Genomic DNA, 18,608 nt, shown 5'->3' with positions numbered 1-18,608 from the left:
ATGATCCGTCTCCTCATCGTCGAAGATTCCGCCCTTATGCGGAAGCTGCTCGGCCAGATTTTCGGCACTGAGCCTGATTTCCAAATCGGGTTCGCCCGCGATGGCGATGAGGCGCTGAAGATCATCTCGGACTTTCGCCCTGACGTCGTAACGCTCGACATCCACATGCCACGGATGAACGGCCTGGAATGTCTCGACCGCATCATGCTAGAGCACCCCTGCCCGGTGGTGATGGTCTCCTCTCTCACCGAAGAAGGAGCGGAAGAGACTTTGGCGGCACTCGAGATCGGTGCTGTCGATTTCATCGCAAAACCGAGCGGCGCCATTTCCCTTGGCATCGAGGAACTGGCGCCTCGCCTGGTCGAAAAGGTCCGCATCGCCGCTTCGGTGCGCATCCGGCGCAGCCGCCGGCTCGCAGAGCGCGTCCGTTTCGCCCGGTCCGTGCCGTCTGCACCGGTATCCTCGTCCAAGCTTCGCGACACCACCTCTAGTCCCGTGACCCAAGACGCGGCGGCCCACGGGCTGGTGCTGGTCGGCACGTCGACAGGTGGCCCGCCGGCGCTGGACGCGGTGCTTACCCGTTTGCCGTCCGACTTTAAATGGCCGGTCGTGGTCGCGCAGCACATGCCCGCCTCCTTCACCGGAGCCCTTGCCAAGCGTCTCGACAGGATATGTGCGATGACCGTCACAGAAGTCACCCGGCCGATACGTCTGGATCCGGGCAATATCTACATCGCCAGGGGTGACGCCGATATCCTCATCTCTTCCCGCGCCGGAAATCTGGTCGCCATGGCGGCACCGAACAATCCCGAGTTCCGTTGGCATCCGAGCGTCGATCGCATGGTGCGCTCGGCCATGAAGCATGTTCCGGCAAGATCCTTGATCGGCGTCCTTATGACCGGCATGGGCAATGACGGCGCGGCGGCTATGGCCGATCTCAGATCAGCCGGCGGTTATACGATTGCCGAGGCCGAAGAGACCGCCGTCGTCTGGGGAATGCCGGGCGAGCTGGTGCAGCGCGGCGGAGCGAGCGAGGTGAAGCGGCTCGACCAGATCGGGCAACATCTGATGGATCAGGTCTGCTGATGGCCATGCCACCGATCACCTCGAAAGAATACGGGCTGGAGCCTCTGTCTGCGGCTGACCTCGAGGAAATCTGCGCCCTCATCTACAAGCGCAGCGGCATGGTGTTTGGTGAGACGAAGCGCTATTATATCGAGCGCCGCATTACGGACCTGTTGCGCCAGCGGCGGGCGCGATCCGTCAGGGACTACATTTCGATACTGCGCAGCGATTTCGGTGAATCCGAACTGCTGATCAACAGCTTCACAATTAACGAGACGTATTTCTATCGCGAATTGCACCAGCTTTCGTGCCTGAGCAATTCGATCCTTCCCGACCTCATCCGCGCAAAGGGTCCGGGCGACCGGATCCGCATCTGGTCCATGCCCTGCTCCAGCGGCGAGGAACCGTATTCCATCGCGATCTGGCTGCTCGAAAACTGGCCGCTCGTGGATGCCTATAATATCGAGATCGTCGGGTCAGATATAGATACAGAGATCCTGCGCCGCGCGGTCGATGGCTATTTCGGCCAGCGGGCGCTCTCAAAGCTGTCCCCGGATCTTCTCGACCGCTATTTCGAACCAGAGCGGGATCAGCAGCGCCGGCTGATCGGCGATCTGAGGGAGTCCGTCACCTTTGCGAAGGGCAATATCATCGATCGCCAGAGCCTTGCCGCGCTCGGTCATTTTGACGTGATATTCTGCCGCAACCTGCTCATCTATTTTGACGAAGCGGCCCGCGAGACCGCAGCACGAAACATTCGCGAAATGTTGAATCCCCGCGGCTATGTTTGCCTTGGCCATACGGAGTCTATGTCGAGAATGTCGAAGTCCTTCGACACGGTGCGCTTTCCCGATGCCATCGTTTATCGCGAGACGAGAGATATATAGATGGATGAATTGATCGAACAGTTCGCCATCGAGGCGCGCGAGCTCGTCCAGCAGGCCTCAGACGACCTGATGGCGCTGGAGGCCGACGCCGGCAATCGAGAACATCTGGAAAGCGCTTTCCGGGCAATCCATACGCTCAAGGGTTCCGTGGGCCTTTTCGACCTCGGCCCGATGAAGGACGTGCTGCATCACGCCGAAAACCTCCTGTCCCACGCGCGCGCCGGCATGATCGCGGTGGATGCGACCCTTGTCGATCCACTTCTGTCGGTGGTCGAATGGGTGGAAGACAGCATCGACGCGATCGTTGAAACCGGCCATCTGTCCGACGCCCAGGACAAACAAGCCTCCCGGCTTTTCGGTCTTTTGAAAGGCGAGATGACCGCGCGCGAAACCGTTGAGGCAATCCGTTCCTCGACGACAATACCGGAATGGGCGCTCGCACTTGCCGAACGCCTACCGTCCTCTGGCACCCCAGGCACCGTGATCGCCATTCGCTACGAACCGCACCCTGAATGCTTTTTCAACGGCGACGATCCTCTGGCGACCATCTCGCGCCTGCCGGACCTTCAACATCTGTCACTCTCGCTTACAGAGCCGCCTCCGTCGCCGAAAAACTACGATCCCTTCCGCTGTAGCCTGGTGATCGAGGCCGTTTGCGGTGGGCCGCTGTCGAAGCTGGAACCAGAGTTCCGCCTGATCCCCGATCAGGTGAAGCTGGTAGAACTGCCCCGGCCGGGCGATCAACGGACATCCGCCGCAATTGATAGATCGCCGCAACGCCTCACTGATCGCCAGGCGACTATGCGGGTGGATTCGGCGCGAATCGACAGGCTCATCGAGATTGCCGGCGAGCTGGTCACTGCCAAGAACGGCCTCGTGCCACTCGCCGAGGAGGCGCAAAACCATGGTGAAGGCGCGCTTGCTAGACGCATCGGCTCCAGCCACGAGGAGATCGAACGGCTTGTGGCCTCGCTTTACAGCGCCGTCACCCAGGCCAGGATGATCCCCCTGGAGCAGACGTTCCGCCGTTTTCCGCGGCTGGTCCGCGAGACATCCACGAAGCTCGGCAAAGCACTCGATCTGGTGATCGAAGGCGAAACCGTCGAAGCCGACCGGGAAATCGTCGAAAACCTGTTCGAACCGCTGCTCCACCTCATTCGAAACGGGCTTGACCACGGTATCGAACACGACGGCGAACGCTTGCAATCGTCGAAGTCGGCGAGAGGGCGCATCCTCCTGCGCGCACGCCAGCGCGGCGACCAGGTCGAAATCGAAGTGACCGACGATGGCCGGGGTATGGACCCGGAGCGCATCCGCAAGACCGCCGTGGACAGGGGCCTGTTGACCGCAACCAGGGCGGCCTCCCTGCCCGACAGGGATGCGCTGCAGCTTGTCTTCGCGCCAGGTTTCTCGACCGCGTCGGCAGTATCCGACCTTTCGGGCCGCGGCGTCGGCCTCGACGTTGTGCAACGTTCCATCCACCGGCTCGGCGGTACACTTGACATGCAAACTGCGCTTGGATCGGGAACATCCTTTACGCTCAGGCTCCCGATCAGCTTCTCGATGACCCAACTGATGGTCGTCGAAGTGGGAGGCGAACGTTACGGCATCCCCATTTCCGACATAGTTGAGACCCAGAGACTACCGCTGCGGGCCGTTCAGCCGATCAGGGCCGGCCGCGCATTCATCCTGCGAGATCGCACCATCCCCTTGCTTTATCTCGCCGACCTGCTTCAGATCCCGCAGACCGGCGCAGCGTCCGCGGACCTGAAGGTTCTCGTGGTTCGGGCCGGGGAAGACCAAATCGGCGTGGTGGTCGATGCAATTGCAGAACGGGCCGAAACCCTGACGCGGCCGCTATCCGGTTTCCTTCAGGGAGTGACGGGGATAGCTGGTACCACCCTACTCGGCGACGGCAGGGTCCTGCTCGTGCTCGATCTGGAGGAGCTGATACAATGACTATAAGCGTCGATGACAAGGCAATTCGATTGGAAGGTCAATGTGGCGTCGAGGAAGTCGAGACACTGGTGGACTACATGGATCGCCATCCCGACCTACATATAGACCTGAGCGCCGCGACAACGATCCACACTTCCCTTTTGCAAGCATTGATGGTTTTCCGGCCAACTCTTATGAGCCCCCCTGTATCATCCTTGATATCAGATAGTGTGCTACGAGAAATTTACGCTTGTTGCAGGCAATCCGGCCAGTGATAGGCTATCCAACGAGCGAATGCTCCTGCACAAACATACGTGTTACAGGTCATAAGTATGCATAGGTTCGCAATGATATGTCGGGGAATGAAATGACTGTTACAGTCCTGGTCGTGGATGATAGCAAACTGGCTCGCATTGTCGCGGGCAAGGCGATTGCCGCCTTGCAGCCCGATTGGACGCGTGTCGAAGCCGGCAGTGCTGCGGATGCCTTGACGCTCGTGGGCTCCCAGCATATCGACGTGGCGATACTGGATTTCAATATGCCGGATAAAGATGGCCTTGAGCTGGCATCGGAGCTGCGGTCCGCCCACCCTCACATGCCGATCGCGGTGATTACCGCGAACGTCCAGGACGAAATTGTCGCTCGCGTGCGTGCCCTTAACGCCACATTCGTCGCCAAGCCGGTAACACAGGACGCGCTCAGCCCTTTTATTGCAGGGGCCGCTCTTCGGCTCAAGAAAGCCGGCACATGACGGACGATACGATCGACCTCAACGAACTCGAGCGCGACGCGCTGACCGAACTCGTGAATATCGGCGTCAGCCGCGCGGCCGCAAGCCTGCGCAAGATGGTCGAAAAAGAAGTCATCCTTTCGGTGCCATCGGTCGAGATCGTTACCAGGAAATCCGCCGCGTCCCTGATCGGCCAACGGGAGAGCGAAGCTCTCATAGCCGTGCAGCAGCAGTTCGAGGGCCCGTTCTCTGGCCGGGCGCTGCTGATCTTCCCGCAAAGCAACGGCCTGTCGCTCGTGCGCGCCATTGTTGGTGATGAAATGGAAGAGGCAGAGCTTCTCGAGATGGAAGACGAGGCGCTCGCCGAGACCGGCAACGTCATACTCAACGGCTGTCTCGGCTCCATGGCGAACATGCTGCAGCATAGCTTGAAAATGTCGCTCCCAGATGTGCTGCGCGGCGACAGCAGCCTGCTCTTCGAGGTTTACAACCGAAGCGGCGAAGGAAGTTTCGTGCTATTCCTGTACATTAACTTTTCTGTCCGGGAACGTGATATCCGCGGCTACATCGCGATGATCATGGACTTGCCGTCCATGGAGAAGCTGAAGCAGCTCATTGGCGATTTTATCGACCGTGTAATGACGGATACCGAGTAGCACAAACCCGAATTAGCATTGGCGAACTTCATGACAAATAGTGCCGATAACCCGGTGATCGACCGTGAACGTTCGCAGATGGACGCGGCACAACGACGTCTGCAGTTGGTTCTGGAAGCAGCTGGCGCGACTTGCAGCTGGGAATGGGATATTGCCGAAAAGCGCCTTGTGGCAGACGCGCGTTTTGCCTCCATAACCGACCAAGACCCAGTCGCGCTGGCCGAAGGCGTCGCGACCGACCGGTTCTTCGCCTCCATCCATCCCGACGACCTGAAGCGGGTGAAAATTGCTGTTGCGGGGATTCTGGCCGGCTCGGAGGTCTTTTCCAAGGAATATAGGCTGCTGCGCAACGATGGTGGTTATCGCTGGGTCCGTGCCAGCGGACGGGCGATCCGCAACGCAGACGACGAGCCGGTAAAGTTCGTCGGCACTCTTGTCGACATCACCGAACAGAAGCGCAGCGACGAGCAACTTCGCATCGCCCAGTCTGCAGGCGGCATCGGTACTTTCGAATATATCGTCGGCTACGGCACGATCCGCGTCTCGGAACAGTTCTGTCGACTGTTCGGCCTACATCCGACAAAAATATTACCGGTCAAGACCCTCAACGACCTCATTTATCCCGGCGACAAACCTATTATTGATCTCAGCGATCCCAATAGTCTTCAGAGCGAACATAACATCGAGTTTCGGGTCGCGCGCGCCGACGACGGAGAAGAGCGCTGGCTCGCACGCCGCGGCGAATATGTGGAGAACATCGAGACCAGCGGCCGGCGCTACGTCGGCGTCATCTTTGATATAACCGATGCCAGGAAAACGCAGGAAAGTCTGCGGCATGCCAACGAGAAGCTTGCCGAGATAGCGCGTGACAGCATTCGTGAGCGGGACCGCGTCTGGAAAAACTCGCGAGACCTTCTCGTCGTAATCGATACGAATGGGGTGTTCAGGGATGTCAGCCCGTCCTGGCGTGACATTCTCGGTCACATACCGGGTGAGGTCATCGGCAAAAGAGTACTCGACTTCGTCTGGGCGGAGGACCGTGACCAGACGCAGCCCGACCTAAAGAGGGCCTCAGAGAACACCCATACAGCGCTTGAAGTGCGACTCACCCATCACGATGGTTCGCCTCGGGTGATTTCTTGGATGACCTCCCGCGAAGACGACCGCATCTACGCATATGGTCGCGATGTCACGCTCGACAAGCAACAGAAAGCGGTCCTTGAGGAAACGGAAGCCCAATTGCGGCAAGCTCAAAAAATGGAAGCTGTTGGTCAGCTCACTGGTGGTATCGCGCACGATTTCAATAACATGCTCACGGGGGTGATCGGCGCTCTATCCATCATCAAGAGACGGATTGCTGCCAAAAAAACCGATGATCTCGACAAGTTTATCGATGCAGCGACATCGTCCGCGCATCGCGCTGCATCACTCACTCATCGCCTACTTGCCTTTTCCCGCCGCCAGTCCCTTGATCGGCAACCTGTCGACGTAACGAAACTCGTTGTTTCCATGGAGGAGTTGTTTCGTCGGACCCTTGGGGAGCGGGTAAAACTGCAGATTATTCCGGCACCCGAGACCTGGAACGCGATCACCGATGCCAACCAGCTCGAGAGCGCTATCCTCAATCTGGTCATCAATGCCCGCGATGCGATGCCGGATGGTGGTCAGTTGACCATTGAGACTGCAAATGTTGGTTTCACCAAGGCCGACCTCGCCCACGGCGAGACCTTGGAACCCGGGAATTACGTCGTGATCGCCGTGAGTGACACCGGCACGGGCATGTCGCAAGCGACGATTGATAAGGCATTTGATCCCTTTTTCACGACAAAGCCGATCGGACAGGGTACGGGTCTCGGTTTGTCGATGATTTATGGCTTTGCGCAGCAATCGGGGGGCCATGCCCGCATTTATAGCGAAATCGGCATCGGCACGACGATCAAGCTGTACCTTCCGGGAGGAACGGCAACCGAAGCAGGGGCGCCCACCCAACAGAAACCCGCAATTTCCCTGCCGCGCGGCGACGGGGAAACCGTCCTTGTTATCGAGGATGATGACTCCGTTCGCATGCTCGTCGTCGACGTACTCAAGGAGCTCGGGTACCGCGTGATTGAAACAGTTGACGGCAACCAAGCCCTGCCCGTGATCGAAGGGTCTGAACGTATCGATTTGCTGGTTTCGGACGTTGGCCTTCCGGGATTGAACGGGCGCCAAATCGCGGAAATCGCCGTCGCCGCCCGTCCCGGTCTGAAAGTTCTATTCATCACCGGCTACGCCGCAGCCGCCGCCGCCAGAGCTGAATTTCTCGGCCCTGGTATGGAGATGATCACAAAACCCTTTGCGATTGATGATCTTGCCCAGAAAGTGAGAATGATGCTGACGGTTATCGGCTGAGATGCCTACCTGACGTCCACACTCGCTTCCATCGTAATGGCTGGCAGAGTCGGATCGACGAAGTGATTCCGTGGAGGGAAAGCGTTCGCAAACCTTTCCGCCGACCAGACTGCGCCTCCGTCTGCAACAGCTCGCTCTTCGTCGGTCCCGACAGCAGGTGTCAAGGTTTGGATCTGAGACTGGCGCCGACACGGTTCAGCGACGGCAGCTCGACCCTGACGTGAAGGTCTTGGTCGCGCCACTCCCGACTTATTTTGCCACCAAGTTGCTTCTCCAGCACGGCGCCAAGCAAAACAGTGCCGAAGCCCTTCCGGGGCGTAGCGCCGTTCTTGATGCCCTGCTCGCGCCACTCAATCGTCAGCCCGTTGTCCGCCTGTCGCCAGGTGACAGTCAGGCTTCCCTCAGGATGCGAGAGCGCTCCATGCACCGCAGCGTTTGCGGCAAGCTCATGAATTGCCAGTCCGAGTGGCTGAACCGAAGGCGCGGGGATCATGACCGACGGACCGCTGATCTCGACAGCTTTAGCCCCGTAGGCACTGATCTGCAGCGATATGATGTCGTGGAGCGAGGCCTCCTGCCAGCCATTCTCGGCGAGCAGCATGTGGGTTCTGGCAAGCGCCTGAACCCGCTGCTGAACGGACGCGGCATAGGCAGCGGCGTTGTCGGATCGTGTCAGGCGCACGATGCTATCGACGATGGCCAGCACGTTCTTCGTTCTGTGGTCCACCTCCAGCAGCAAACGGTGCTCAGCCTCTTCGAGCGTCTGGACCTTCCGATATTCGGTGACGTCGATCTGGGACGCAAAATAATAGGCAAGACGACCGTCGTCGTCCCTGATGGGGCTGAGATGAAGCTGGTTCCAAAAGGCACTTCCGTCCTTCCTATAGTTGAGGATTTCGACTGTGCCCTCGCGCTCAGCGCCGATGATGGCCCGTATCTGGGCGACAGACTCTCTCGATGTGTTCTCTCCCTGCAGAAGCCGACAGTTCCGTCCCACGAGATCTTGCGCGTCATAGCCGGTGAGGTGAAGGAAAGCTTCGTTTGCAAGAACAAGTGGGTAGTCGGGCTGACGGGCATCCGCGACCACAATAGGCATCCGCGTTCGCTGAAACGCGAATGCAGCGAGCTCCTTGTGATCGACCATCCCTTGTGTGGAGGCCGCGGCCGGCTTGTCCCCATGAATGTCTGACGGCTTGGCTTCGATCACGGCTCACCCTGTGTGCTCACTGGATTAATACAACGTCGAAGCCAGACAAATGTTTCGCCGAACACGACATCGGGCAGCGTCTTGAGGTCCGAGACCGTTTGGAACATGCAAGTCTTCGGTTAAACGCTATAAGCAGGCTCTGCGGCACCGCAGGTCAGATCACTCGATCTATTTTCCGTGATGTCGTACGGCTTCGGATAGGAAGCTTCGTAACGGGGATGGCAGCAGGTTGCGGCAATGACGGCCATCATGAGCACGACGATCGAGATGGTGACCAAGACGATCCTCATCGGATTCTTCTGTTTCGTATGAACTACTGCGACGCTCGCGGGTTCCGCCATCGCGCCTTATCCGCCCATTTACGGAAAGCTTGCGTTGTCAGTGGAGCTCGAGCTTTTGAAGAAAAATTCGATCACAACGAATTCGATCAGCTCTTTAGTGTCACACACGTCCGCAGCAGCGACGTCTCGGAACTGGATCCTTCTCTGGAAGTTAAGTGGTAGTGCCGCCTCACAGACTACCGTGTCGACATCAATTAGGTATGTTTATGAAGCTGCGCCGTATCGTCATCATTAGCGACTATCAGGACGGAGCGTTGGGTGATGACGACATTCCGTCCGTAAACGCATATCGCCACCAATGGCTGAGTGGGTCGAGAGGCTGCTTCCCCAAGCCGGTTTCGGACCTTGGAGCCGTGACGGTCGATGGAGGATATCTCGAACGGTTACCGTTGGCCGCACTCAAGGACGGTCTTGTAGATTGCTGTGAAATCTGGACGCACTGGCGTGGCAATGCGCCGCCTCCAGACTGGACGACAGGTAGTCGATTTCTTACGCGCCGTGCGTTTCGCATGAACGGACCGGAAGCCCCTTTCGCATCGAACGATATGCTCGGGCATATTGCGGCATTTGGGCCACCGGACATTCTCTGCGTGTGGGGCCTTGGTGTCTGCGAAGACATCATTCTTGCCTGCCAAGACAGCTTCAAGATCTACAATTCTATCGATGCACCGGCGCTTCGGGTGCCCTCGGAGGTGAGCCGTCATTTCGATCTCGTGTTGACCGGCGCCGAATGGCAGTCGGACGTGGTGAAGGCCCGTCATCCAGCAATGCGAACGGAGGTTATGCCGGTCGGTCCTGAATTCGCCTCCGATGTGACATTCCGCCCATTAAACATCCCGAAGACGCACGACATAATCTACGTGGCAGCCGCGCAGCACTACAAACGACACGATATCCTGTTCGACGCGCTCGCGCGGCTTCCAAGGTCGCTGCGCGCATTGTGCGTATCCGGCTATGGCGAACTCGTCCCGGAATTGCGCAACCACGCACAACGGCTGGGCATCGACGTCGAGTTCGTCGGACCGCCCGGAGTTCCCTTCGACGAGGTCAATCGCCTGATGAACCGGGCACGGATCGGCGTTGTCTGTGGTATAGACGACGGAGCGCCGGCAATCCTGACGGAATACATGCTGGCAGGCATTCCGGTTCTGGCCAACAGCGAGCTCTGCTGCGGGCTCCAGTACCTGACCCCGGAAACTGGTCGCACGGCGTCCGCGATGGACTTTCACGAGGGTATTCTCGACTTGCTTGGATGTGCAGACACGTTGCGTCCTCGCGTCGTTGTGCTCGCTCGCTGGACCTGGCCGCATAGCGCACGCAAACTCAGGCAGTTGATCACAGGCACCGAAAACTGACGCCCATTTCGCCCGACGGAACTTTCGCAAGGAACCGAAGTTGGGGCTATGAAGTAACGAGGTGTTTGATGGACGTGTTGAATTCCACATTGCAGACGCCTGAACCCTGCGCTTCCCGTAACCCTCCCCTCGTTTGTTTTTCGCATCTTCGATGGGATTTCGTGCTGCAGAGACCGCAGCATCTGATGCAGAGATTTTCTCGCGAACGGGAGGTCTTCTTCTTCGAAGAATTCATCCCGACCGACCACCATCTCGCCTATCTGGAAATCCACCCTTTCGTGGATACCAACGTCAAGGCTGTCCGGCCGCGGATACCGCATTGGTGGAGCGAGGCTGAGCAGGAAAAGGCGCTCGGTGAACTTCTTGACGAGTTGATTGCGCTAGGCGGCGGACGCCGCCCGGTCCTTTGGTTTTACACGCCTATGATGTTCAGCTTCGCTGGACATGTGGATGCCGAAGCAGTGATCTACGATTGCATGGACGAACTGGCCAATTTCAAGTTCGCGCCGCCCCGGTTGAAGGAAACGGAAGATGCGCTGATCGCGCGCGCTGATGCCGTCTTCACTGGCGGCGCCAGTCTCTACGAGGCGAAGAAGCACCGGCACGACAACATCCATGCCTTCCCGTCCAGCGTCGACGCGCATCATTTCCGCAGAGCCCGCGAGGTACAGGGGGACCCGGCAGATCAGGCCGCGATCCCGCATCCCCGGCTCGGCTATTATGGCGTGATCGACGAGCGGCTCGACCTCGATCTGATCCGCGAGACGGCAAATGCCCGGCCGGATCACTCGTTCGTTTTCATCGGTCCGGTAGTCAAGATTTCGCCCGAAGATCTGCCAAAGGCAGCGAACATTTATTATCTCGGGCAGAAATCCTATAAGGATCTCCCGGCCTACCTATCCGGTTGGCAGGCGGCCATAATGCCTTTTGCGCTGAACGAGGCAACCCGCTTCATTAGTCCCACCAAGACACCCGAATATCTTGCGGCTGGACGGCCGGTGGTGAGCACCCGCATTACAGACGTAGAACGCAGCTACGGCGATGTCGAGGGCGTTTTCCTAGCCGATGGCGCTGTCGCGTTTGCGCGAGCCTGCGACGCCGCGCTGACGCTTTCGCGTTCAGGTGACGCATGGAGGAAGGCAGCGGATGTCACACTTGCCAGTTCGTCCTGGGATGCCACCTTTCGCTCGATGTCACATTTCGTCGAGCAGGCGGTTGCTGACAGAAACCCGCCTGCCGTTTCGAGAGACGCATCGTTCGCGTTTCACCGCAGTTCGGTTCGTCGGGGCTACGACTACCTGGTAGTTGGCGCCGGCTTTGCCGGATCGGTGATGGCCGAACGTCTCGCCAGCGACGGCCGTTCGGTCCTTGTCTGCGATCGGCGGCCGCATATCGCCGGAAATGCCTATGATCATCGCGATGAGGCGGGCATACTCGTGCACAAATACGGGCCGCATATTTTCCATACCAATAGCGAGGACGTGTTCGCCTATCTTTCCCGGTTCACCGCCTGGCGGGGCTATGAGCATAGAGTGCTGGCGCAGGTTGGCGATCTGAGGCTGCCCATTCCCATCAACCGCACGACGCTGAACGGGCTGTTCGGCCTCAACCTCTCGAACGAGACAGAGGCTGCGCAGTTTCTGGCAAGCCGCGCCGAACCCTGCGAGCCGATCCGCACATCGCGAGACGTCGTTGTGTCGCAGGTTGGCGGCGAGCTATACAGGACCTTCTTCGAGGGCTATACGCGCAAGCAATGGGGTCTTGACCCTTCCGAACTCGACCGTTCCGTCACGGCACGGATTTCGACCCGCACCAGCGACGACGACCGTTACTTCCTTGACATGTTTCAAGCGATGCCGCGCGACGGATATACGCGGATGTTCGAGCGCATGCTTGACCACCAGAACATCACGGTCTTGCTCGATACGGACTACGCCGACTTGCGTAACGACGCCTTGGCGAAACACACGATCTTTACCGGTCCGATCGACGAATACTACGATTTCTGCTTCGGGCACCTGCCCTATCGCAGCCTCGAATTTCGGCACGAAACGCATGACGCACGACGACTTTTGCCCGTCGGCGTAGTCAACTATCCTTCTGAAGACGTGCCTTACACACGCATTACCGAATACAAGCATCTGACCGGTCAGGTTCATCCCAAAACGAGCATCAGCTACGAGTTCGCATGCGCCGAAGGCGACCCCTACTATCCGATCCCCAGATTTGAGAACCAGGCACTTTACCGGCAGTACGAAGCCCTTGCGCGGGTGCAGAGCGACGTCACGTTCGTGGGCAGGCTTGGCACCTATAAATACTACAACATGGACCAGGTTGTTGGACAGGCCCTTGCGACGCACCGGCGCTTACAGAAGCGGCTGGGACATAGCGTCATGGCGGATTCGCAGCTTGACTAAAAAAGCACATATCGTTCTGGCGACGGATAGTCTCGACCCGTCGGGAATGGGCGAGCACATGCTCGCGCTTGCGCGCGGCTGCGCTCACGAGTGGGATGTGACGATTGCGCTGATCGGGGAGGATCGCAATGGTCTACTGCCCCGCGCCGCGCGTTTCGGCGTTAGGATACGGCTTGCCCGCGATGAAGAGGATTTCGCAGACTGGCTCTCTCAGGCCGGTAGCGATCTCCTTCATGTTCATGCTGGAATAGGCTGGGAAGGACTTAATCTCAGCGCAGTCGGCGTGGCAAAGGGCATTCCGGTCATCCGCACCGAACACCTGCCCTATCTTCTGACCAACCATCGGCAACAAGAGGACTATCGCCTTGCGTCGCGGAACATCTCCCATCACATCGTCGTCTCCGACGCTTCGCTAGCCAGTTACGAGGCACACATCGCAACGGACCGACTGACGGTGATCCGCAATGGCATCTATGCGCGTGAGCCAATCGCAGCAGCGATGGAACGGACACAAAACCTCGCATCCGACAATGCGCCTGTTCTGCTGACCGTAGCACGACTGACCGCGCAAAAGGATCATGCGACATTGCTGCGCGCCTTGCCGCAAGTCTTGAGGCGGCATCCCTCCACCATGCTTCTGCTGGCAGGATCGGGCGAGGAACAGGAGACCCTCAAGGCGCTTGCCCAAAGTCTCGGCGTAGCCGCCCATATCCGTTTTCTGGGCCAGCGTGCAGATGTCGCTGAGCTCGTTGCAGGCAGCGATCTCTTCGTCCTGCCGTCACTGTTCGAAGGGCTGCCGCTCGTCGTGCTGGAAGCGATGTCGCTTGGTACGCCTGTGGTCGCGACGCGTATTGGCGGTACCCTGGAAGCGCTCGGCGAAGAACACCCGTTTTTTGCAGTGCCAGGCGATGTCCAGTCGCTAGCCGATACAATCATTTTGGCGCTTGCCGATCCGATTCGGCTGGCTGGCGTCGGCGCCGCCGCGGGAGAACGCTTCCGACAGCTCTTTTCTGCCGATCGGATGGCGGCAGAAACCGGCGCGATTTACGGCCGCTTTGCAGGAAAATCAGGCCCAACGCAAAAGGATCTCTCAATGCAAAAGACACGTCTGGCCTTTATCGGCGTCGGCGGGATCGCACAACGACACCTCGACATCATCGCCGGCTTTGACGACGTCGAACTGGTCGGCTTTGCGGATCCCGATCTTGGCCGGGCAGATGCGGCCGCGATGCGTTTTGGCGCCAAAGCCTTCTCCCATCATAAGGAGATGCTCGACGCGGTCAGTCCGGACGCCGTGTATGTCTGCGTCCCGCCCTTTGCCCATGGCGAACCGGAACGCGCGCTCGTCGAGCGGGGAATTCCGTTCTTCGTCGAAAAACCGGTGGCGCTCGATTTGGCAATCGCGGAGGAGATTTCGGCGGCGGTGAGCGCTCGGGGTCTGATTACCGGCGTCGGCTATCATTGGCGCTATCTGGACATCGTCGACGAAGCGCGCGGCTTGTTGAAGGACAATCCGGCGCAACTTTTGTCCGGCTACTGGCTGGATTCCACTCCGCCGCCGAAATGGTGGTGGAAGGAAGATAAGTCGGGCGGACAGATGGTGGAGCAGACGACCCATCTTCTCGATCTTGCGCGATTTCTGGTGGGCGAAGTCACCGAAGTTTACGGGCGTGCCGGGCATCTCGACCGGACCGACTTTCCAGATCTCGACGTGCCAACGGTGACGACTGCCAACCTAACGTTCGAAACCGGTGTCGTTGCAAACATTGCCTCCACCTGCCTGCTCGGATGGAACCATCGCGTTGGTCTGCACATCTTCGCAAACCAGTTGGCGATCGAGTTGACCGACCGTGAGATCATGGTGGATGTCGGCCGAGGACGTCCGGTGCGCGGGGCCGATGGCGACCCGGTGTGGCGCGAGGACCGAGATTTCATCGACGCAGTGCGCGGCGGCGAAAACCGAATACGTTGTCCCTATGCGGAAGCGCTAACGACGCATCGGCTTGCACTTGCCGTGGTGTCCTCGGCAAAATCAGGTCAGGTCGTCAGGCTCCATCCGCCGAGCACGCAAAGACCGAACCCGGCTCCCCTGCAGTTCCAGCGACGCCCAGAACCGCCGCCGCTCGAACTGGCGCCGGGGCACAGGACAATCTGCTCGCTTGGCGTCGAGGCACCGGGCCGCCCGTATTTCTTCGAATATGATGAAGGGCCGCCAGCGAATGGCGAGGTTCGCCTCGACACTCTCTACACCGGCCTCTCAGCAGGGACCGAACTGACCTTTCTCAAAAACACCAATCCCTATTTTCGATCGCGTTTCGATGGGGAGCGCGGCGCTTTCATCGAGAACGAGGCGGACCTTCACTTCCCGGTGCCGTTTCTCGGCTATATGGAAGTTGCGCGCGTAGCGGAATCGCGCGCACACGGCTTCTCAGACGGGGATGTGGTTGCCACGACCTATGCCCACAAGTCCGGGCACACCGCCAACCCGTTCAATGACCTTCTGGTGCCGATGCCGAAGGACATAGATCCACTGCTCGGCGTGCTTGTCGCGCAGATGGGTCCAATCTGCGCCAACGGCATATTGCATGCCGACGCTGAGGCTTTCGGAGGCCAAGTGCCCTTCCTCGGCGCCAGCGTGAAGGATCGCCCGGTCATCGTCATCGGCGGCGGTACGGTGGGGCTGATAACGGCGCTGTTTGCCCGCGCGCTCGGTGCCTCGGACGTGCTCGTGACGGACCCTTCCGAGTTCCGCCGCGGCAAGGCGGAGGCGATGGGACTGATGGCTATGACGGAGGATCAGGCCTGGCAGCATGCCAAGGCGCGTTGGCATGACGGTGCGATGGGCCGGGGCGCCGACTTGGTATTCCAGACCCGGGCGCAGTCCGCGAGCCTGCATACCGCGCTAAAGGCCCTGCGACCGCAGGGCACGGTGATCGACCTCGCCTTCTACCAACGCGGCGCCGAGGCGCTCCGACTTGGGGAGGAGTTTCACCACAATGGCCTCACCATACGCTGTGCCCAGATCAACCGCGTGCCTCGTGGACTAGCACCGCTGTGGAACCGCCGACGGCTTGCGCTGGCAACTGTCGATCTTATCCGACGTGAGGGTAGCGCGATCCGCGAGCACATGATCACCCATGTCATTCCGATGACCGACGCGCCGGCCTTTTTAACCGACCTCATCGAAAACCGGCCGGATTTCCTGCAGGTCGTCTTCCAGGTAGGCGAATGACAGAGGAAACCGCGCCGATCCGCATCCTGTTCGTATTTGCCTGGTTGGTGGTCGGCGGCGAGGAAACTGAGGTGCGGCTGCTGGCCGGAAATCTCGACCCGCGGCGCTTTCGCATCGACGTGGTCACCTGCTTCCGCAAGCCGGGCATGCCGGAGCAGACGCATGAACAACTGGCCGCGCTTGGCGTCGATGTCGATACGACACCCTACAAACTGTCGTTCGAAGCTACCGTCGACTATCTGGCTGCCAAGATCCCTTGCTACGATATCGTGGTGTCATGCCAGAACGTCGCCGATATCTATCCGGCCCTGGAACGGCTGCACCTGCGCCCCCCGCTTGTCGAGCATGGCGGGCTCGTCTCGGAGGCCTTGGCCGGACCAAAACACCTGACGAACCGATATATCGGCGTCTGCCGTTCGATTCGCGACGCCGCGGCATCGCATATGCCGGGGCGTGAGCATCATGCGCTCGAGATCCCGTCCATGGTCGATCTGGCGAGTTTCGACCCGTCGTTCCGTGGGGCGACCCGGCGGGCGCTTGGGATAACCGACAACCAGATGCTGATCGGCTGGGTCGGCCGGCTCGACCCCAAGAAGAATGTCGAGGATTTTATCGAGGCTGCCGCCCTTGTCGGCCTGCGCGACAGCCGGGCCCGCTTTGTGATCGTCGGCGGCCCGGACGCCTTCATGCCGGAGTATGCTGACCGCCTTAAGGCGCTGGCTCAGCAGCGTGGACTGGCAGCGAAATTGCAGTTTCTCGGCGACCGGAAGGATGTTCCCGAGCTACTGTCTGCCTTCGACATCTTCGTCTGGCTTTCTCGCGGCGAAGGTATGCCGCATGTGATCGCCGAGGCCGGGGCCGCCTCTCTTCCAGTCATCGCAACGCCCGACAACGGCGCGCTGCAGCAGATCGAAGACGAGATTTCCGGTCTTTTTGTTTCTTACAGCGACCCTGAGGCCGTGGCGAAAAACATCGCCCGGCTGATCGATGACCCTGCACTGCGGCGGTCGCTCGGCGCTGCACTGCGGGATAGCGTCAAGGAGCGCTATGCCACGGAAGCTGTGGTCCCCCACTGGAGAAAACTGTTTTCCGACGTGCTAGCAGAAAGGGTGCCGTCGGGGCCAACCGGCCTTTTTCAATCCTTCCTGCAGGGCGGATTCGAATGCTCGAGCCACCGGCTTCGTCCCCATAAGGACGAGAAGGTCGGCCGCCGGCTCGACATGCTTGCCGCGATCGGCCACGACCGCCATGCCGCCCAGGATTATCGTCAACTGGCGGAGTTCGGCATTCGTACGGTGCGCGACGGCTTTCGCTGGCACCTGATCGACCGGGCCGGTCACTACGACTGGTCAAGCATTAGGCCCATGTTGCAAGCGGCGCAAACGACCGGTACGCAGGTGATCTGGGACCTGCTCCATTATGGCTGGCCCGACGATCTGGACATCTGGTCACCGGGCTTCGCTGACCGTTTCGCACGCTTTGCGGGCGAATGTGCCAAAATTGTTCGGGAAGAATGCGACACAGTTCCGTTTTATTGTCCCGTCAACGAGATTTCTTTCTTCTCATGGGGGGGTGGCGACGCCGGGTACCTCAATCCCTTTGCTAGCGGGCGTGGGTTCGAGCTGAAGGTGCAACTGGCACGCGCTGCGATCGCTGCCATGGAAGCGATCCTTGCCGCAGACGGCCGAGCGCGTTTCGTCCATTGCGATCCGGTGATAAACGTCATCACTGACCCATCTCGCCCATGGGAACGGGGCGTTGCCGAAAGTCATCGGCAATCACAATTTCAGGGGTGGGACCTGATCTCAGGCCGCCTCTGGCCGCAGATCGGCGGCCAGGAGCGCTATCTCGATGTCATCGGCGTTAATTACTACTTCAATAATCAGTGGATCCATGGCGGTCCGCCGATTGACATCGGTCATCCTCTTTATAAGCCGTTTAGCAATATCCTGATCGAGACCTATGCCCGCTATGGTAGGCCTTTGATAATCGCAGAAACGGGCATCGAGGGTGAACGACGCGCTGCGTGGTACAGCTATGTTTCTTCACAGGCGCGCTTGGCGATGAAAGCAGGCGTGCCATTGGAAGGGCTATGTCTATATCCAATCGCCGATCATCCGGGATGGGACGACAATCGTATGTGTGAAAACGGGCTCCTGTCTGCAGAGGTGTCGATCGGAGGGCGGCAAGCCGATGCGGCGTTGTCTTCGGCTATCCGGCGAGTCGGGCCGATCCCGAACGCGATAGTAACGCAGGCGGCGAGGATAACAGGCCCGCCAGCAATCACTCACTGACCAATGTCTGGGTATAAAATTTGTTCACTGGCGCGGGAATTTTGGTAGGATATCCATGCTCGATGCCAAATCAGTCAGTCTGGGACGCGTGAGAC

Annotated in this window: 12 protein-coding genes; 10 read left to right on the top strand and 2 right to left on the bottom strand. The window is 59.3% G+C overall.

Annotated features, from left to right (window positions below):
- The 6 genes from AC1DIJ_RS24835 to AC1DIJ_RS24810 all read left to right on the top strand — a co-directional run bounded on the left by AC1DIJ_RS24835 (position 1) and on the right by AC1DIJ_RS24810 (position 7,667).
- Positions 1 to 1,086, top strand: coding sequence for a protein-glutamate methylesterase/protein-glutamine glutaminase (locus tag AC1DIJ_RS24835; protein WP_112386803.1), 1,086 nt, complete (start codon positions 1 to 3; stop codon positions 1,084 to 1,086).
- Positions 1,086 to 1,952, top strand: coding sequence for a CheR family methyltransferase (locus AC1DIJ_RS24830; protein ID WP_112386802.1), 867 nt, complete (start codon positions 1,086 to 1,088; stop codon positions 1,950 to 1,952). Before AC1DIJ_RS24835 ends, AC1DIJ_RS24830 begins: the two co-directional genes overlap by 1 nt.
- Positions 1,953 to 3,911, top strand: a complete 1,959-nt coding sequence (locus AC1DIJ_RS24825; RefSeq protein ID WP_112386801.1) for a chemotaxis protein CheA — start codon at positions 1,953 to 1,955, stop codon at positions 3,909 to 3,911. It abuts the gene before it with no gap.
- 346 nt (positions 3,912 to 4,257) lie between these two features.
- Positions 4,258 to 4,641, top strand: a complete 384-nt coding sequence (locus AC1DIJ_RS24820; RefSeq protein WP_112386799.1) for a response regulator — start codon at positions 4,258 to 4,260, stop codon at positions 4,639 to 4,641.
- Positions 4,638 to 5,276, top strand: coding sequence for a chemotaxis protein CheX (locus tag AC1DIJ_RS24815; protein WP_112386798.1), 639 nt, complete (start codon positions 4,638 to 4,640; stop codon positions 5,274 to 5,276). Before AC1DIJ_RS24820 ends, AC1DIJ_RS24815 begins: the two co-directional genes overlap by 4 nt.
- A 30-nt stretch (positions 5,277 to 5,306) precedes the next feature.
- Positions 5,307 to 7,667: a PAS domain-containing protein gene (locus tag AC1DIJ_RS24810; protein ID WP_477831652.1), complete on the top strand. Its 2,361-nt coding sequence runs from the start codon at positions 5,307 to 5,309 to the stop codon at positions 7,665 to 7,667.
- 160 nt (positions 7,668 to 7,827) lie between these two features.
- Here AC1DIJ_RS24810 and lov read toward each other — a convergent pair whose 3' ends face one another.
- Both lov and AC1DIJ_RS24800 read right to left on the bottom strand, forming a co-directional pair.
- Positions 7,828 to 8,874 carry a blue-light-activated histidine kinase gene (gene lov, locus AC1DIJ_RS24805; RefSeq protein ID WP_112386796.1) on the bottom strand — a complete coding sequence of 349 codons (1,047 nt, stop codon included), beginning with the start codon at positions 8,872 to 8,874 and terminating at the stop codon, positions 7,828 to 7,830.
- 119 nt (positions 8,875 to 8,993) lie between these two features.
- Positions 8,994 to 9,164 carry a hypothetical protein gene (locus AC1DIJ_RS24800; protein WP_162698876.1) on the bottom strand — a complete coding sequence of 57 codons (171 nt, stop codon included), beginning with the start codon at positions 9,162 to 9,164 and terminating at the stop codon, positions 8,994 to 8,996.
- Positions 9,165 to 9,421: 257 nt separating this feature from the next.
- Between AC1DIJ_RS24800 and AC1DIJ_RS24795 the strand changes: the two genes are divergently transcribed.
- The 4 genes from AC1DIJ_RS24795 to AC1DIJ_RS24780 all read left to right on the top strand — a co-directional run bounded on the left by AC1DIJ_RS24795 (position 9,422) and on the right by AC1DIJ_RS24780 (position 18,513).
- A complete protein-coding gene (locus tag AC1DIJ_RS24795; protein ID WP_442208321.1) occupies positions 9,422 to 10,570 on the top strand; it encodes a glycosyltransferase family 4 protein in 1,149 nt (382 codons plus the stop codon).
- A 185-nt stretch (positions 10,571 to 10,755) separates the two neighbouring features.
- Entirely contained in the window at positions 10,756 to 12,987 is a 2,232-nt protein-coding gene (glf, locus tag AC1DIJ_RS24790) for a UDP-galactopyranose mutase (protein WP_112386793.1), read from the top strand.
- Positions 12,980 to 16,219 (top strand): glycosyltransferase, encoded by a 3,240-nt coding sequence (locus AC1DIJ_RS24785; RefSeq protein WP_442208360.1) that lies wholly within the window; start codon positions 12,980 to 12,982, stop codon positions 16,217 to 16,219. Before glf ends, AC1DIJ_RS24785 begins: the two co-directional genes overlap by 8 nt.
- Positions 16,216 to 18,513 (top strand): glycosyltransferase family 4 protein, encoded by a 2,298-nt coding sequence (locus AC1DIJ_RS24780; protein WP_112386792.1) that lies wholly within the window; start codon positions 16,216 to 16,218, stop codon positions 18,511 to 18,513. The genes AC1DIJ_RS24785 and AC1DIJ_RS24780 overlap by 4 nt, the downstream gene beginning before the upstream one ends.
- The last annotated feature ends 95 nt before the right edge of the window (positions 18,514 to 18,608 follow it).

This window comes from Rhizobium sp. 10N427 (assembly GCF_056394605.1).
The sequence above is the reverse complement of the archived record's forward strand: the minus strand, read 5'-3'. Positions and strand labels throughout refer to the sequence as shown.